This is a genomic window from Planctomycetaceae bacterium, from assembly GCA_041398785.1.
In the GTDB taxonomy this organism is placed as follows: domain Bacteria; phylum Planctomycetota; class Planctomycetia; order Planctomycetales; family Planctomycetaceae; genus JAWKUA01.
Genome location: JAWKUA010000035.1, coordinates 16685 through 31002 on the forward strand (window position 1 = coordinate 16685; position 14318 = coordinate 31002).

At 62.5% G+C, this 14318-nt stretch carries 15 protein-coding genes; 4 read left to right on the plus strand and 11 right to left on the minus strand.

The window, feature by feature from the left end; all coding sequences use genetic code 11:
- Nucleotides 1-6: 6 nt before the first annotated feature.
- The 8 genes from R3C19_25320 to R3C19_25355 all read right to left on the minus strand — a co-directional run bounded on the left by R3C19_25320 (nt 7) and on the right by R3C19_25355 (nt 5914).
- Nucleotides 7-270: a hypothetical protein gene (locus R3C19_25320; GenBank protein ID MEZ6063683.1), complete on the minus strand. Its 264-nt coding sequence runs from the start codon at nt 268-270 to the stop codon at nt 7-9.
- A 70-nt stretch (nt 271-340) separates the two neighbouring features.
- Complete coding sequence (locus R3C19_25325; GenBank protein MEZ6063684.1) at nt 341-712, minus strand: hypothetical protein; 372 nt, start codon at nt 710-712, stop codon at nt 341-343.
- A gap of 350 nt (nt 713-1062) precedes the next feature.
- A complete protein-coding gene (locus R3C19_25330; GenBank protein MEZ6063685.1) occupies nt 1063-2604 on the minus strand; it encodes a replication initiator protein A in 1542 nt (513 codons plus the stop codon).
- A gap of 505 nt (nt 2605-3109) precedes the next feature.
- Nucleotides 3110-3469 (minus strand): hypothetical protein, encoded by a 360-nt coding sequence (locus R3C19_25335; GenBank protein ID MEZ6063686.1) that lies wholly within the window; start codon nt 3467-3469, stop codon nt 3110-3112.
- The gene (locus R3C19_25340) at nt 3466-4143 is read right to left on the minus strand and encodes a ParA family protein (GenBank protein ID MEZ6063687.1); all 678 of its coding nucleotides are present in this window, start codon (nt 4141-4143) and stop codon (nt 3466-3468) included. The genes R3C19_25335 and R3C19_25340 overlap by 4 nt, the downstream gene beginning before the upstream one ends.
- 437 nt (nt 4144-4580) lie before the next feature.
- Entirely contained in the window at nt 4581-5021 is a 441-nt protein-coding gene (locus R3C19_25345) for a hypothetical protein (protein MEZ6063688.1), read from the minus strand.
- Between the two features lie 99 nt (nt 5022-5120).
- Nucleotides 5121-5585 (minus strand): hypothetical protein, encoded by a 465-nt coding sequence (locus tag R3C19_25350; GenBank protein MEZ6063689.1) that lies wholly within the window; start codon nt 5583-5585, stop codon nt 5121-5123.
- A 65-nt stretch (nt 5586-5650) separates the two neighbouring features.
- The gene (locus R3C19_25355; GenBank protein MEZ6063690.1) at nt 5651-5914 is read right to left on the minus strand and encodes a hypothetical protein; all 264 of its coding nucleotides are present in this window, start codon (nt 5912-5914) and stop codon (nt 5651-5653) included.
- Between the two features lie 469 nt (nt 5915-6383).
- Between R3C19_25355 and R3C19_25360 the strand changes: the two genes are divergently transcribed.
- Both R3C19_25360 and R3C19_25365 read left to right on the plus strand, forming a co-directional pair.
- Nucleotides 6384-6938 carry an ORF6N domain-containing protein gene (locus R3C19_25360; protein MEZ6063691.1) on the plus strand — a complete coding sequence of 185 codons (555 nt, stop codon included), beginning with the start codon at nt 6384-6386 and terminating at the stop codon, nt 6936-6938.
- Nucleotides 6939-7357: 419 nt separating this feature from the next.
- A complete protein-coding gene (locus tag R3C19_25365; protein MEZ6063692.1) occupies nt 7358-8530 on the plus strand; it encodes a Fic family protein in 1173 nt (390 codons plus the stop codon).
- A 6-nt stretch (nt 8531-8536) separates the two neighbouring features.
- Here the strand turns inward: R3C19_25365 and R3C19_25370 are convergent, their stop codons facing one another.
- The 3 genes from R3C19_25370 to R3C19_25380 all read right to left on the minus strand — a co-directional run bounded on the left by R3C19_25370 (nt 8537) and on the right by R3C19_25380 (nt 9499).
- Nucleotides 8537-8725 carry a hypothetical protein gene (locus R3C19_25370; protein MEZ6063693.1) on the minus strand — a complete coding sequence of 63 codons (189 nt, stop codon included), beginning with the start codon at nt 8723-8725 and terminating at the stop codon, nt 8537-8539.
- A complete protein-coding gene (locus R3C19_25375) occupies nt 8722-9129 on the minus strand; it encodes a hypothetical protein (GenBank protein MEZ6063694.1) in 408 nt (135 codons plus the stop codon). The genes R3C19_25370 and R3C19_25375 overlap by 4 nt, the downstream gene beginning before the upstream one ends.
- 142 nt (nt 9130-9271) lie before the next feature.
- On the minus strand, nt 9272-9499 hold the full coding sequence (locus R3C19_25380) for a hypothetical protein (protein MEZ6063695.1): 228 nt from the start codon (nt 9497-9499) through the stop codon (nt 9272-9274).
- A 600-nt stretch (nt 9500-10099) separates the two neighbouring features.
- On the opposite strand from R3C19_25380, the gene R3C19_25385 reads away from it, so the two are divergent.
- Both R3C19_25385 and R3C19_25390 read left to right on the plus strand, forming a co-directional pair.
- On the plus strand, nt 10100-13060 hold the full coding sequence (locus R3C19_25385) for a hypothetical protein (protein MEZ6063696.1): 2961 nt from the start codon (nt 10100-10102) through the stop codon (nt 13058-13060).
- Nucleotides 13061-13130: 70 nt separating this feature from the next.
- Nucleotides 13131-14102, plus strand: a complete 972-nt coding sequence (locus R3C19_25390) for a DUF1559 domain-containing protein (GenBank protein MEZ6063697.1) — start codon at nt 13131-13133, stop codon at nt 14100-14102.
- Nucleotides 14103-14318: the final 216 nt, after the last annotated feature.

Genomic DNA, 14318 nt, shown 5'->3' on the forward strand with positions numbered 1-14318 from the left:
CCGCAATTAGACATCGGTAGCCTTGGGAAAACAAATTGTCGCGGAACTGCCGTTAACCTCGCTTGCGATACTCGCGAATTGTTCTAGGGCGGTTTGCAGGTCGTCGACGATTTCCTGGGCGAGGATTTCGGGGTCGGGCAGGTTGTCGGATTCTTCCAGGGTTTCGTCACGCAGCCAGAAGATGTCCAGGTTGTCTGACAGTGACTTTTCCAGATTGGTGATGGCTCGAACCTGGACGTCCCACAGTCCGGTGGTATCCAGTTCGGGCATGTCCCGAAGGTTTTCGCCGGAGCTGGCTTTCCTGGCGGACAAGTCGCAGCAATCTTCGGGTCGATGAAAGCTAAATACTTCGCGGCTGCGAGCGTTGGGTTCCAGCGTGTTGGTGATCCACGCGTGTCTTTGCCCGTGGATTCCCAGGCGAAGGAAGCGGCAGGCTATAGTGAGGCACCGTCTTCGGCAGGCCGCTGGTGTATTTGGCCGACTGGATTTCAACTCCCGTCAGGCTGTGCCCTTCCGGCTTGGCTTCGATCACGCCCGCTGCTTTGCCGTCAACGTACAGCAAATAGTCGGCGAACCCAGTCTTGAGCGGGAATTCACGAACGGCCACTCCCACACCGGCCATGATGTTCATGTCATCACGGTTCTGCACCAGCCAGCCGCATTGCAGCAACTGATTGTCGATGTTTTGACGGGCAAGTTGTTCGGGAAGCATTCGAAGTATTCAGCGCGCGGGAAACGAGGGGCCACCGAAATGCCACGATACCATAGGAGTGCGGTGGGGGCTACGGCCGCAAACACGGACCCATCATCCTGTCGTCAGTAGTGTGGAGGGCGGATTTCGGGACATGAGCACGAACAATCGCTCCTGCAGCCAAGGATGTTGGCCGACCTCGTCGCCTGAATCCTCCGCGTCCGATGCCGGCCACAAATCAACACTTGCGTCTTGCATTTCGTCACGGCGGACGCGGACCGGGATGTCGCAATTATCGTCTTGAATGTGCCTGTACAGCACGAAGTCGCATTCATTGGCTGGGTTGGTAGCGGAAATTGTCAGTTGACAGTTCAGCGGCGACGAGAATGTGAATGAGGCGTGGTTGGCCGGCGCGATTGCGGGGCGGTGGCCATGGGACGGACTCGCGAATTGCCGGAGTCGCTGCTCATGGCGAGCGGAAACTGCTTCAGCAGCATCGCGTCGACCATGAGTCGCAGCTGAAAATCACGCAGGGCCGGCGTGTTCAGGGCTTTCTGCTGGGCGACGTCGGCCGCGGTCATGGCCTGGTGTTCCAGTGTGGCCAGCCTGTCTGCGGTCAGTGATTGTCGAATGGCGGCGATGTGTTCGCGTTCCCGCAGCAGTGCCAGCTTCTCCTGTGCTGATTCCTGCTCTCGATCGGCCTGTGTGGACTTCAACCGGCTCCGACGTTCTTTGGCCTGTTCCCGCTGTTCCGGGGTCTGGTAGCCCGGAGGCGGGCTGAAGCCGGAGCGGATGGATTCGGTGAAGAAGCCAGCGGGGTTTTTCAGTGAGTCCGGATGGTGGTTGAGGATCCAGTCGAAGATGTCGAGCTGGCGGCGGATGTGGTGCTCGTCGAAGGTGGCCACGAGTTTTGCGGCGGTTTTTGGGCTGATGTTGCGGTTGAGCAGCAGTTGGGTGACTTCGCAGGGCTGGAGGTCCAGGCAGGGCCGGAGTTCCATTGTCAGCGGAGGTTTGCCGGTGCCTTTGGCAAACGTCACTCGCCATTGATTGCCGCGTTTCGTGTAGCGTTCTTCGCGGGGAAGCGGCTGCAGAAAATGGCAGGCTTCGAGTTCGGCAATGGCCAGCGACAGCTTTTCCTTGATCTTGCCGGTGTCGTAGTTGCGGGACAGGCCGATGTGTTCAAAGGCGAATTCGTGCAGATCGAATTCCCAGTGACTGCGGCCGCTGCCGAAGCGTTTGTCCAGAAACCGGAACAGGCGTTTGGTCGTTGAGGTCCTGAGCTGCTGATAGAACGTGAAGTCCAGGCGTTTGAAGTATTTGGCCTGCATCGAATCGAAGAAGATGCGATTCCATGTAAAGCTGGACAGCGGCAGATCAAACTGCGACGGAGGCCCGCGTTTTTGTTGTTCGGCGGCGTCATAGAGTGTGACGTTGTCGATCAGCGAGAAGACTTCCGAAACCCAGCACTTCGCGCGGTGGTCTCGCCACGCGTTGCGGTAGTCCAGCGTGATGCTTTTCCAGCGGGCCATCGATTCCCGCAGCCGCTGGTAGCTTTTGCCTCCGTCGTCCCAGCCGAGCAGCCTGATGAGTTCATAACGTGTGAACGGCACGGTCGGCGACGAGAACTGATTGACCAGGTCCGTGTAGTGGATCAGGGCCAACAGGACTTCTTCGTCCTTGGCGGTCGGCAGGCCATAGCTCGGCGGTGCAGAGATTCTCAGCGAACGCCGGATCTGCTGGCCGGCGGCTTCGTCCCACAGGGAATCGGTGAAACACAGTTCGAGCCTGCCGGCCGAGCGGCGGTCGGACAGCAGGGCCAGCGGGAATTCGCACAGGTTCAGTTCGTCCCGGGAATTCGTGGAATCGATCGGGAACGGCAGAATGCGGGCTCGCAGTGTGGATTCGCAGGTCATCCATCGACCACTGCCAGCGAAACTGCAAATTGGCAAGCAAAAAGTGACGGGTGCCGGGAACCGAGGGAGGACTGCCGGGACTCGGGGGAGAGACTACCGGGAACGGAGGGAGACTGTACCGGGACTTGGGGGAGAACTTACCGGGAACCGAGGGAGGAAATACCGGGAACCGGGGGAGAAAACGGCCGGCAAGCTGTTGATCTTCCAGGGCCAATTCGGCCCCTAAACAGAATAAACAAATACAAACAAGAAGAAACAACATCAAACGCGGGCGCGCGCGGGAAAGGTGACCACGGAGACACGGAGGGCACGGAGTGGGCGGCCGTTGTGGTGGTGTTTTTTGGAAATGGGATGGAATGGAAGTGGGATCTGTTTCTCCCCGGTGTCCCGTGGCGGAGGGGTCATGGGCGAGATTCCGATCGTCACAGATCACGCGGAGCGGTGCTCCGACTCGCGGGGCGAGTCTATGACGATCAGAGATGGAAAACGCAGGCGGCGAATGGGCCTATTCGTTGGCCAGGTAGCCGTGTTCGGTGAGCCAGTGTTCGAGGGCCTGCTCGATGATGTCCTGCGTGTAGTACGGTTCGACTCCGGCGAGCTGGCGTTCCAGGGAAGCCCGCTTGAGGTTGGAGGCGATGTCCGTCCGGCAGCGGGCGGTGACGGGGACTCGGCCGGTCATCTGCGGGAGGACTTTGGAAGCGGACGGCGGCTTGGTCTCTGCCGGTGTGTGCTTGTCGGCATGGGCTTCCGGAGAAGCTTCGATCGGCCGGGCTGCGGGCCTGTCGCCGTAGACGAACGCTCGTTCGGTGTCTTCGACCGGCGGGGTTTCCTTCAGACCTTCAATCAAAGAGCGGCGTTCCTTCATGACGACCTCCGGGAGTTGCGTTTCGTGGTTTGCTGACCGGCCCGGGATGCGGGCAGGATTTCCGAGAACAGCCGTTTCACTTCGGTCGAGGCTTCCTTGGCCCGTGAACCGAGCTGCCAGACGACGGCTCCCTGGCCGGGAGCGTCGGCGTAGATCTGCCGCAGGACCATCGGCGTTTTGGCCATCGGCAGGCCGAGCGCCGACGCCGCGTCGATCATGTCCTGCGTCAGCCGGTATTTCTTGCCGACCATGCTGAGCACCACAACGGCTGCGGGCTGGCCGCTGCGAATGTCCTGCGCCTGCCGGAGCACGGCGGTGGCTTTGGCCAGAGCACGCACTTCCAGCATCGACGCCTTGCAGGGAACGATGCCGAAGTCGGCTCGCAGCAGCAGAGCCCGGCTGGTTTCGGTCTGGCTGCCGGGACCGTCGGCGATGACGAAATCCGCTTCCTGATTCAGAAGCGGCAGTTCGTTGAGAATCTGATCCGGGTCGTGCAGGATGACCGTGCGGATCTCGGGACAGGCTTCCTTCAGCCATTCGGACGAACTGTGCTGCGTGTCGCAATCGGCCAGAATCACGCGGTGGCCCTGTTCGTGCAGCCACGCCGCCAGATGCACGGCCACGGTGGACTTGCCGACTCCGCCTTTGCTGTTGGTGACTGCGATGATGGTCATGAGCCAACGGCCTATCACCAATTCAGCAGGCTGGCAAGCAGAAAGTGCAGCCATCGTATTGGCAGGTCATCGAGTCTGCTGGCAGGCAGTCTTGAAGGTTCGCCGACTCGTTGGCCGGCCAATGTGTCGGCAAGTTGGACAGCATATCGGTCAGCAGAAAAACAGGCCGGCAGATCAGCCTGTTGACATGTCAGCATGTTGGCACGTCAGCACGTTGACATGTAGACAATTCAGCCGGTCAGCGAGCCTGTTGGCAGGCCGTTTGACCGTCAAACAGTCCTTATGCAGGCATAAGGGAAGACGTCTGTAAGAAACTATGAACTGAGTCAGGCGACTGACTGACTTCCGGCCGGTGTCGTCGGCGCATTGGTTCGGCGCTTTTCGGCGCTATGGATTCGGCGCTGGGAATCGTGCGAAGAATGGACGCTGCGGCAGCGTCAGAACAGCCGGCCTCTGGGAGCGGGATTGGGATCGGTGTCGCCAGCGTTCAGGCGGGACGTGAACGGTGGAGTTTCGGCCTGCGTTGCATCGGCGACGGGCGGCGTTCGATCGGCGGTGGGCGTTCGCGAATTGACGGTTTCGGAAGCCGGTGAATGGCCCGTCTGATCTTCGAGCATTGTCGGCAGGATTCGCAGCGGTCGGTCGTTGTGGAGGCTCCACTGGATGTCGGAGCGGACATCGTCGATGGCCATGCGGAGGACTTCGACCTGATCGGACAGCGTGCGGACCGCGTCGGCGACTTCGGCGAAGTCCTCGCGGTGCTGCTTGTTGACGTTCAGCAGGCTGGCTCCGAGCGAAGCGAAGCCGGCTTCCAGAATGCTTCGGACTTCGCGGGCGGCTTCGAGCAGGTCGGCGTCGGTGATGGGATCACGTTTCATGCTCCCGCGATAGCACGAAAACCGTGCGGCTGTCCACCACGAAGTGAACGGCCGCAGGCGGTGCCGGCCGAGGATGAGCCGGCACCGACCGAGCCGGCGTCAGTAGTCTTCGGGCAGCAGGACGCAGGTTGAGGACCGGTCGGCTTCGGTGATCACGTAAAACTTCGTGCCGTCGCTGGCGTGGTACACCGAGAAGATCCGCGAACCGTCGGCGATTGCAGCGGCGTTGGCAGCCAGGTCGTCGTCGTCGAGATCGCCCCAGTCGCCAGTGACGTGCCGTGCGAGGGCCGACTGCACTTCGGCCGCCGGCAGTCTGTCGAGAGCCGCCGGAGTGATGACCGTGCTGCCGAGTTCGAACAGCGGCAGCGCCGCCGAAGCAACGTTCAGCGGCCGGCCGAGAATCTTCTCCAGGCACGCCCGGACGACGGTGCGGCTGCAGCGTTCGGGCCAGAAGCCGCCGCGTTCCAGCCACTCAGCGAGTGCTTCGGCGAGTTCGAGAGCCGTGTCGTGATCGTCACTGTCGAAGGCGGTCAGAAGGTTGCGATAGGTCGTGGTGGGGTCCATCGTGATGGCCTTTCGGAAAGCGGCACCGACCGGTTCCACCCGGCCGGTGCAGGTTGTGGGAAGGATCAGTTGCCGGTGGCCGGCTGTTCGCCGCGGGGTACCGGCTTCTGGTCAAAGATGAACGAGTGGGCCTGCTCGGCGACTCGCTGCACGAGCGGCAGGTCATCGCGGCCGAAGCTGGCGGTTTCGTTCCAGTGACCTTCCTGCTGATACAGCCGGGCGAACGTGACGTTGTGCCTGGGCCCGGCGGAGGTCTCGTTCCGCCACACGACGGCTTTGACGAGTCCCATGCGAAATTCGGCGACCGGCTGGTTGGGTTGACTGGCCATTGAGAGTGCTCCTGTTGAAAAAGGGGTTTGAGTGGCTCTTCGCCCGGGGCTGAGAGCACGAAAACCCCGTTCGGGAGCACGGGCGGCGGCGCGAGGGCGTGGCGGCGACAGGCAGGACTCAGCCGGAGGCCAGTGACAGGTCCCCTGGCACGCCCCGGCCCTGCCCGCCAAAACAACCGACCACCGCCGCATCATGATTGGCCGGGAAACTCAACGGACGGCAGGAATGCGACGTCGGGAACTCAGATCAGCCGTCGAGCGGGACGGACCCCGCGACAGCCGCAAACGTCACCACGCATCGGTGCAGCCATTGGAAGGAACTGCGAATCAACTGCGACGAAACGGAGATCTGCCGCATTGGTAGCATCGGCGCATAGCACCCATCATCGACAGCAGCCGCAGATTCGCTGTCAGCGGGCCGCCGTGATCTGTTGCCCAACCGGCCTGTTCGCGGTAGTGTCCGGCCACGATGGCGAAGAAGAAGACACCTTCGAAACTGCTGATCCCCGCGGAACGGATCGAACGATCGATCCTGTTGATTCGCGGCCACAAGGTGCTGCTGGACGCCGACCTGGCCGAGCTGTACGGCGTCGAAACGCGAACTCTCGTGCAGGCCGTGAAGCGTAACGTGCGCCGCTTTCCCGACGACTTCATGTTTCAGTTGTCGAGCGAAGAGTTTGCAGAATGGAGATCACAAATTGTGATCTCCAATCCGGGGGCGAAAATGGGACTGCGTCGTCCTCCGTATGCATTCACCGAGCAGGGTGTCGCGATGCTGTCCAGCGTGCTGCGAAGCGAGAGAGCCATCGACGTCAATGTGGAGATCATGCGGACCTTCGTCCGCCTCCGCGAGATGATCGCGTCGCACGCGGATCTGGTGAGGCGACTGGACGAACTCGAAAGCCGCTACGAAGGGCAGTTCCGGCAGGTGTTTGAACTGATCCGACAACTGATCGCCCCGCCGACGCCCGATCAGAAGAAACGCCGCATCGGCTTCCTGCGGGACGACGACGAATCGCCGTGAACGGCCTATCGCCGCCATCAACGGTCGGCGTCAGTGACGCTTCACGATGACCGGCACCTGCTACGCCGGATCAGTCCTGCACCTGCCATCGCCCGCCTTTGGCGGGCCCGATCCGCACAATCTGCCCTCAGCAGTTCGAGAATCCGATCCGCCGTTTTCTGGGCAGTTTTCTGGGCAGTTTTCTGGGCAGTTTTCCGGGTAGTCCTTCGAGACGCGGGACTGCCGGATCTGGCCGAGAGTCTGCTGGATTCTGTTCAGGAGCGGTGTCTGACGCCAGTTTCCCTGTGATGCACGCAAAGAACGTTTGCAGCTCCAAGTGCTCCTAATACTCCGTGTTTCGCACCTTTGTGTTGCATTTACGCTTTGCAAAGAACGAATGGTGTCTTAAATGTCCCTGATTACAACTCAGAAGAACACGCATGGACACCAACACGAGAATCGGCACTTATCTCAAACGCACGGCCGGAGGCGAGACGTTTCACGCATTTCTGCCGCCGCCGCTGCCGCCGAATCCGCCGCTTAATCTGGTGCCCCTGGCGCAGCGGCTGGCTCGGGCATCCGCCGCTCTGGGACGGCTTGACGGCGTCGCCGACATTCTGCCGGACAGCAGCCTGCTGTTGTACTACTACGTTCGCAAGGAAGCGGTGCTGTCGTCGCAGATTGAGGGCACGCAGTCGTCGCTGTCGGACCTGCTGCTGTTTGAAAGTGACGAAGTCCCGAAGGTGCCGGTCGACGATGTCGTCGAGGTATCGTGTTACGTGGCGGCGGTGGACCACGGGCTGAGCCGGATGCGGGACGGCTTCCCGCTGTCGCTGCGCCTGATTCGGGAGATGCATGCCGAGCTGCTGTCGCGGGGCCGCGGCAGTCATCAGCATCCCGGCGAGTTCCGCACGTCGCAGAACTGGATCGGCGGCACGCGTCCCGGAAACGCTCACTTCGTGCCGCCGCCTCCGGAACGTCTGATCGAGTGCCTGGATCAGTTCGAGAAGTATCTGCACCTGGACGCGCGACCCTATGCGTCGCTGATCGAGGCGGGCCTGATCCACGTTCAGTTCGAAACCATTCACCCGTTTCTGGATGGCAACGGAAGAATCGGACGGCTGCTGATTCCGTTCTTTCTGATGCTGACCGGCGACCTGAAGCAGCCGTGGCTGTACCTGAGCCTGTTCTTCCGCAATAACCGCGATGAGTACTACCGCCGGCTGAATGCCGTGCGGCAGGCCGGCGACTGGGAAGGCTGGCTGGAATTCTTCCTGCACGGCGTGGCCCACACGGCCGACCAGGTCGTGGCGACGTCCCGGAAGATCTCGGAACTGTTTGCCGCCGACCGCGACAGAATCACCACGCTGAAACGCGCGGGAATCACGGCCACGTCCGTTCACGAACTGCTGCGTCACCGGGCCGTGCTCACGGCGAAGCATGCTGCGGAAGTGCTGAGCGTCAGCACTCCCGCGGCACGGCGGGCGCTGCTGAATCTGAAAAGCCTGGGAATCGTCACCGACACCAGCGGCCGCGGCAAGGAACGGCTCTACGTCTACACCGGTCTCATCGACGTGCTGGAACACGGTGCCGAACCGGCGTCCTATCCGTAACGTTCGTCACCAAGAGCATTCCGCACCGCGAGGCTCGGCATTTCGCCGTGCGAGTTCGTCTTCGTAGTAGCGATAGGCACGCTGGCGGGTGCGTTCGGGGCAGGGAGGTCCGCCGGTCAGCAGGGCTTCTTCGACGAAGGCTTTGAACGCCACGCCGTGGAACAGATCGTCGAGAATGCTGTCGAGATCCGTCACGGGATGACCCCTTCGGCAGACCGGCCGAACAACTGCTCGGCAACCAGATCGAGGCAGTGCCAGTTGATGCCGTCGTCCGGGTTGTGGTGTTGCTCGCAGAACCGCAGCACCTGAATCGCCTGGTCGCGGCTGAGCTCCGGCCGCAGCCGCCGGACATCGTCGGCCGCCCAGATGACAGCGATCTCACCGCGAGGTTCCAGCACCGGCGTCAGATCCGGAGCCTTCGTCAATTCGCCCAGCGGATCATCCGCCGCAATCAGGGCCACACTGTCCGGCGAAGCATTGAGCAGACCTCCCAGACCACTCCGCAGCAGCCATTCCAGAGTCCGCGGGAACTCCGCCTTTCCGAGATCAACCGCCAGGTCCATCTTCAACTGCACCGTCACAGATACATTGCGTCTCATCGTACGACTCCTTTCGTCATTCAAACCTCCACTTAAAACACAATCCCCCGGATGGCCAGGGAAAAAAGCTGCGGGGGTGACCCGGTGGCAATGGTGCTGTGCGGGACGAGCCGTCATCCGGCCCGCCCCGCGGGTTGAGCGGCTACTGAGCGGAGTCGCCCGGAGCACTGTCGTCTTCGGCCTTGGGAGGCTGGCAGACAATGCGGCCATCAAGCGGGATGCAGTCGAGCTGCAGGTTGAAGCCGCCGTCTTTGTTGGTCCAGGCCGCTCCGATGCGGGTCCAGAAGCCCTTGCCGTTGCCGGCGTCCCGCACGCTGTAGGCATACAGTGACGGTTTTTTGGATGAGCCATTGGCTGTGTTGTTTGACATAAAGAGTCCTTTCTGTTGTTGGTTTGCCGGTCGCCACCACAGCGGCCTGACGGCGAGCACACAAAGCCGCGGCCGCCGGAGCGGTCGCCTGCGACCGCGTTCGGCTCCAGCGGAAAATTGGGGGAGACCTTCAGGGGGTCCCGATTTTCTGCTTGAACCGACCGGCAGCGGCTTTAGCTCCGCCAACCATCAGGCCGCCCGGTGGCGAACCGCGAGACACCACTCACAGGAAATAAGGGACTCGACCAGAGAACACAGCCGGCACAGCTTCCCAACCGCGCACGTGACGATGGCGGGGAGAGGCGGCATCGCGGAGGACTCCGCCGCCGGCAGGGACGAACAGGCAGCGGGGCTTCACTGCCGCTCCGGCATGATCTCAATCGACCGCTATGACAGCTTAAGGGAGTACGGAAAAGCCTTACCCAGTGACTTCCGGCAATGCCACGCCACGGACATCGATCAGTTGCCAGGACCGGCACACGCTCGGCAAAATGCGGACGCAATTCGATGCCACTGAGAAGAGTACGGTCATGTTCCCTGGACGCAATCCAGGAAGCGGCACCCGAGTGAACGGTCTGCGGCACTGTGGCAGCAACGGCGATGGCTGCCGTCCACCCGCAGTTCCTGCTGCCGAATGACACCCTGATTCACAACCTGGAGCGAGCGATGGCTGCGGTCTACTGGCTGGCAGAAGACATCCGGGATGAACTGACCAAGCGCCATCGGCTAAAGACGGCTGCGGTGCTGCGGATGACGGCCCATGCACCGGGAGGTTCGGGACTGAATCGATCCCAGTGGGAGCGATTCGCCCGGAAGCCGAATTCCCCGGAAAGCCAGAAGGGCGTCGAGCTGGAGTCCTTCAAGCGATTCTGTCAGGTGATCTGCATTCTGACAAAGTGGGATCTGACGTACGGCCGAATGTGCTGCGAGAAGAAGCGACCGGAGTTGCTGGCCACGCTCGGCAGCGATGCCGTCGCCCGCGATGACGCCTGGTGGTGCCGCCTGTATGACAACAACGGCGCGATACTGGAATGGCAGTCTCTGCTGAGCGATCCGGGGCTGAGTTTCAGTCTCGACCGGGACGTAACGGAGAGGAATTTCGATGTGGACGCAGAGACGTCCAACGGGTCCATCGAACTTCCTGAACCGATCATCGACGCGAGTACCAGCGAGCTCGCGGCGACCGATGTGCTCAGCAGTGCCGAAGCGTCAGACGGCCAGACAACGGACGACGGATCGCACGCGGTGAACCGTCGGTTCGCCGCCACGGCCACCCGCAGTCGGCTCGCCGTCGGAGCGGTGGTTTCCCTGTCCGCCGTGATCGTCGGCGCGGCCGCGCTGCTGCCTCCCCGGTCGAACGAGTCTCCATCGAAGCCGGGAACGCTGCACGCTGACGTCGCGAACGCGGCCTCGACAAGTGCCGTGACACCACTGGCGGGAGTCAACACCGCATTCGACGGAACGGTGCGGGAGGCGGACTCATTGCTGACGGAACGCAGTCCGGGCTGGAAGACGGCCGTCCGGAATCTGCTGGCCTCCGTCGATCGTTCGACGCTGGATGAAGCTCAGACGGCTCGCCTCACGGGACTGCTGGCAACGGCGCGGATGAAGCCGGACATCGGCCTGGCTGCGGACCTTGATCTGCCGACTGTGGACAACACGCGGGCCGTCATTGTGCATCCGAGCGAACCGTGGCTGCTGGTGGCACCATCCCGCAGCGCCGCGGGTGACTGGCGGATCAATGGTCTGACACCGGAATTCTTCTGCCGCCTGCCGGTGTTCGACACGAACACCGGCGAACGGCTCAACACGATCGAATTCGTCGACAGCCGGGGACTGATGGAACAGGCGAATCCGAGTCGTAACGGGATCACGTGCCTGACGTGTTCCCGTGACGGCCGGTGGCTGTATCTCGGGACGGAAGCCGGATCGGTCGAGGCCTGGCCGTTCACAGAGATTCTGGAACCGGAGCCACAGGCGGCCTGGAAGACGCGTGTCACGGGCAGCGTCAACCAGTTCGTGCTGACGGACGACGAAGGCGGACTCATCGTGTGCGGACCGATCAGCAACGACCGGCCCGATGGCCAGGAGCTGGTGTCAATCAACGCGGCAACCGGTGTCGTGCAGCGGCGTCAACGGCTGGAGGAGGATATCTACAACATGGCTCCCGCAGCACACGGCCGCGTCGTTGTCTCGGTCAATCGACTGCTGCGGCTGGTCTCTGCCGAAACGCTGGAGGTTGAATGGGAAGTGACGACCACGTCCAGCGGCGGTCAGGTGGCCTGGGCCGACGGCTGCATCGCCTATGCATCGGTGGATCGCTCAACCAGTGTTCCGCAGCCGGCACTGCAGATCTACAGCGAATCTGCTCGCGCCGTCGTGGCGACGGCCGAAGCTCCGCCGACCGGACTGCCTGCGCTGCCGGGGCAACTGGGATTCTCGCGTGACGGGAGCCTGCTGATCCTGGCCGACCTGAGCACCGCGTCGCCGAAGCTGCATGTGTGGTCAACGTCGACCTGGCAGTGGCTGCAGTCTGTCGCTCTGCCTCCGTCCGGCGGCAACGAAGCTCTGCCGTATTCGCTGAACGCGGACGGGTCCGTGCTGGCGGCTTCCAACGGTGAGCAGACTCTGGTGTGGCGACCGGACATGCCGGCGTCGTCCACGGTCCTGCTGTGTGACTCCGGCATTCGCGACTTCGATGCGGCCGCCGGAACCGTCGCCGCCCTGACGGCGTTCGACGATCGGGCCATCGTTCACGTACTCGCGGATGGTGAGCGTTCGCTCTTCGAACTGCCGCCGGCCGCACTGGAACCGGTTCTTGAGGTGTCGCCGGGAGCCGCTTTTCTGGTGACCACGCTGATGGAAAACCGCCGCGACGCAAGGCTGCTTCGGCGGCCTCTTGACGGCGGCGGTGCCGGGACGACGGACGAGACCAGCTACCGCGATATCGATGCCCTGCTGATCGACGACCGCGGGCAGGTGCTGTTCGGAGAAAACAGCCGCGTGCTGCAGTGGGATGCGGGTGCGAGTCAGTCGGTGTGGGGCAGCATGGACGAAGACACTCGCTTCGTCGCGGCGCGATCCCTGGGAGACACGCTGGTCCTGGCCACCAACGGCGGCACGCTGGATTTCGTGAATCAGCAGCCCCCGATCCGCCGCACAAACCAACGGCACCTGAGCGACTCGGCACTCACGGATCTGGATATTTCGCCCGACGGCCGGCTGATCGCCGCGACGGACGCGGCCGGCCGACTGCATCTCGTCGATGTGCTCACGGAACAGCAGACGGCGTCGACCGCGGCCCACGACGAAACGGCGGCCGGCATGTCTTCCGTCGTCTGGCTGAATCCCGAACTGGCGGCCACGTCCCGCGGACAACAACTCAGGATCTGGCAGCAGAAGGACGCAGCCGCACGGCTCGTGCTGCGGTCCGACATCACGCTGTCATCGCCCGTACAGCGCCTGCGCCGCGGCGGCGATAACGAACTGCTGCTGCTCTCGCAGAATGCCACGGCCATCGAACGGCTCCGGCTGGTCGATCTGCTCGACGACGGACACTGATCCGCTGACACACCGACGGCTCCGGCCCGTCGACCGGAAGCACTCCATTTCACCTCTGACGGACAACATCATGACGCTGCGACACAAACCCGGATCTCGCGCATTCACACTGATCGAGCTGCTGGTGACGCTGGCCATCATCGGCGTCCTCCTGGCCCTTCTGCTGCCGGCCGTGCAGCAGGCACGGGAAGCGGCACGCCGCGTTCAGTGCAAAAACAATCTCAAACAACTGGCACTGGCCTGTCACAACTATGAGAGTTCCTATGCATACCTGCCGGGCTACTCCGGCGAGTATGGCCACGAAGAGACGATCGTTTCCGGCCGGGAGAATCCTCAGATGTGGGGATGGAACTGGGTTTCACGAAGCCTGTCCTTTCTTGAACAGCCCCGGCTGGCGGAAGAGTGGGGACGTCTCGGCATGCAGCGGGATCCCATCACCGGCGCAGCCGATCAGAAGCTCATTCAGACCGGCCTGCCGGTCCTGCACTGTCCGTCACGCCGCTCGGCGCGAGCGTACCCATTGATGGATGTCGGGCAGGGCATATCGTTCGCCTCGCATTACGGCCCCGCGGCGGCCCGCACGGATTACGCCATGAACGCCGGTGCCGGGACGAAAGACCCGGTCCATGCCGACAAAGGTTATCTCAGAATCACGGAAAACGGTGTCTATCAGCTCGGCCGGCTGACCCGGCTGAGCGATGTCCGTGACGGCACGTCCAACACCTACCTGATCGGTGAGAAATCTCTGGACCCGAATCACTGGGAAGACGGCCAGGGCAACGGCGACCGGGGACCGGCCATGGCCGCCGGTTCCATCAGGAAAGGACTGAACGCCACTCACGTCCGCTTTGCCGCCCTCCCGCCAAAACCGGATCATCAGCAACGCGGCGAATGCCGCCACTGTCACACATTCGGCAGCGCCCACAGCCATGCCTGGAACGCCGCCTTCGTCGACGGCTCCGTCCGCCCGATCGCCTACAGCCTGGATGTCAGCCTCCACCGCGCCTTCGGATCAATCAGCGGCGGAGAGATCACTCCCTGACCACGCCCCAAACCCACAGCAACGAATCGCCCGATTTCGACTTCGCCTGCTGACTAAAGCAGTAAGCCGCGAAACGCCGGGCAGCACAACTTCCGTGCAGAAATCCCAGCCACCGCCGCCTGAATCTCCCCGACTCTTCAACCGGTGGCAGGGAAGCGTCAGTAGTCCGTTCGCGAAAACTCACCTCCGCGAACACATCTGCCACACGTCACCGCG

What these genes read in the sequence shown, in the direction of transcription:
- R3C19_25325 (MEZ6063684.1), bottom strand. Translation starts at nt 712, where the DNA reads ATGCTTCCCGAACAACTTGCCCGTCAAAACATCGACAATCAGTTGCTG.
- R3C19_25340 (MEZ6063687.1), bottom strand. Translation starts at nt 4,143, where the DNA reads ATGACCATCATCGCAGTCACCAACAGCAAAGGCGGAGTCGGCAAGTCC.
- R3C19_25355 (MEZ6063690.1), bottom strand. Translation starts at nt 5,914, where the DNA reads ATGGCCAGTCAACCCAACCAGCCGGTCGCCGAATTTCGCATGGGACTC.
- R3C19_25335 (MEZ6063686.1), bottom strand. Translation starts at nt 3,469, where the DNA reads ATGAAGGAACGCCGCTCTTTGATTGAAGGTCTGAAGGAAACCCCGCCG.
- R3C19_25360 (MEZ6063691.1), top strand. Translation starts at nt 6,384, where the DNA reads ATGGCGAAGAAGAAGACACCTTCGAAACTGCTGATCCCCGCGGAACGG.
- R3C19_25385 (MEZ6063696.1), top strand. Translation starts at nt 10,100, where the DNA reads ATGGCTGCCGTCCACCCGCAGTTCCTGCTGCCGAATGACACCCTGATT.
- R3C19_25390 (MEZ6063697.1), top strand. Translation starts at nt 13,131, where the DNA reads ATGACGCTGCGACACAAACCCGGATCTCGCGCATTCACACTGATCGAG.
- R3C19_25350 (MEZ6063689.1), bottom strand. Translation starts at nt 5,585, where the DNA reads ATGGACCCCACCACGACCTATCGCAACCTTCTGACCGCCTTCGACAGT.
- R3C19_25330 (MEZ6063685.1), bottom strand. Translation starts at nt 2,604, where the DNA reads ATGACCTGCGAATCCACACTGCGAGCCCGCATTCTGCCGTTCCCGATC.
- R3C19_25320 (MEZ6063683.1), bottom strand. Translation starts at nt 270, where the DNA reads ATGCCCGAACTGGATACCACCGGACTGTGGGACGTCCAGGTTCGAGCC.
- R3C19_25345 (MEZ6063688.1), bottom strand. Translation starts at nt 5,021, where the DNA reads ATGAAACGTGATCCCATCACCGACGCCGACCTGCTCGAAGCCGCCCGC.
- R3C19_25365 (MEZ6063692.1), top strand. Translation starts at nt 7,358, where the DNA reads ATGGACACCAACACGAGAATCGGCACTTATCTCAAACGCACGGCCGGA.
- R3C19_25375 (MEZ6063694.1), bottom strand. Translation starts at nt 9,129, where the DNA reads ATGAGACGCAATGTATCTGTGACGGTGCAGTTGAAGATGGACCTGGCG.
- R3C19_25380 (MEZ6063695.1), bottom strand. Translation starts at nt 9,499, where the DNA reads ATGTCAAACAACACAGCCAATGGCTCATCCAAAAAACCGTCACTGTAT.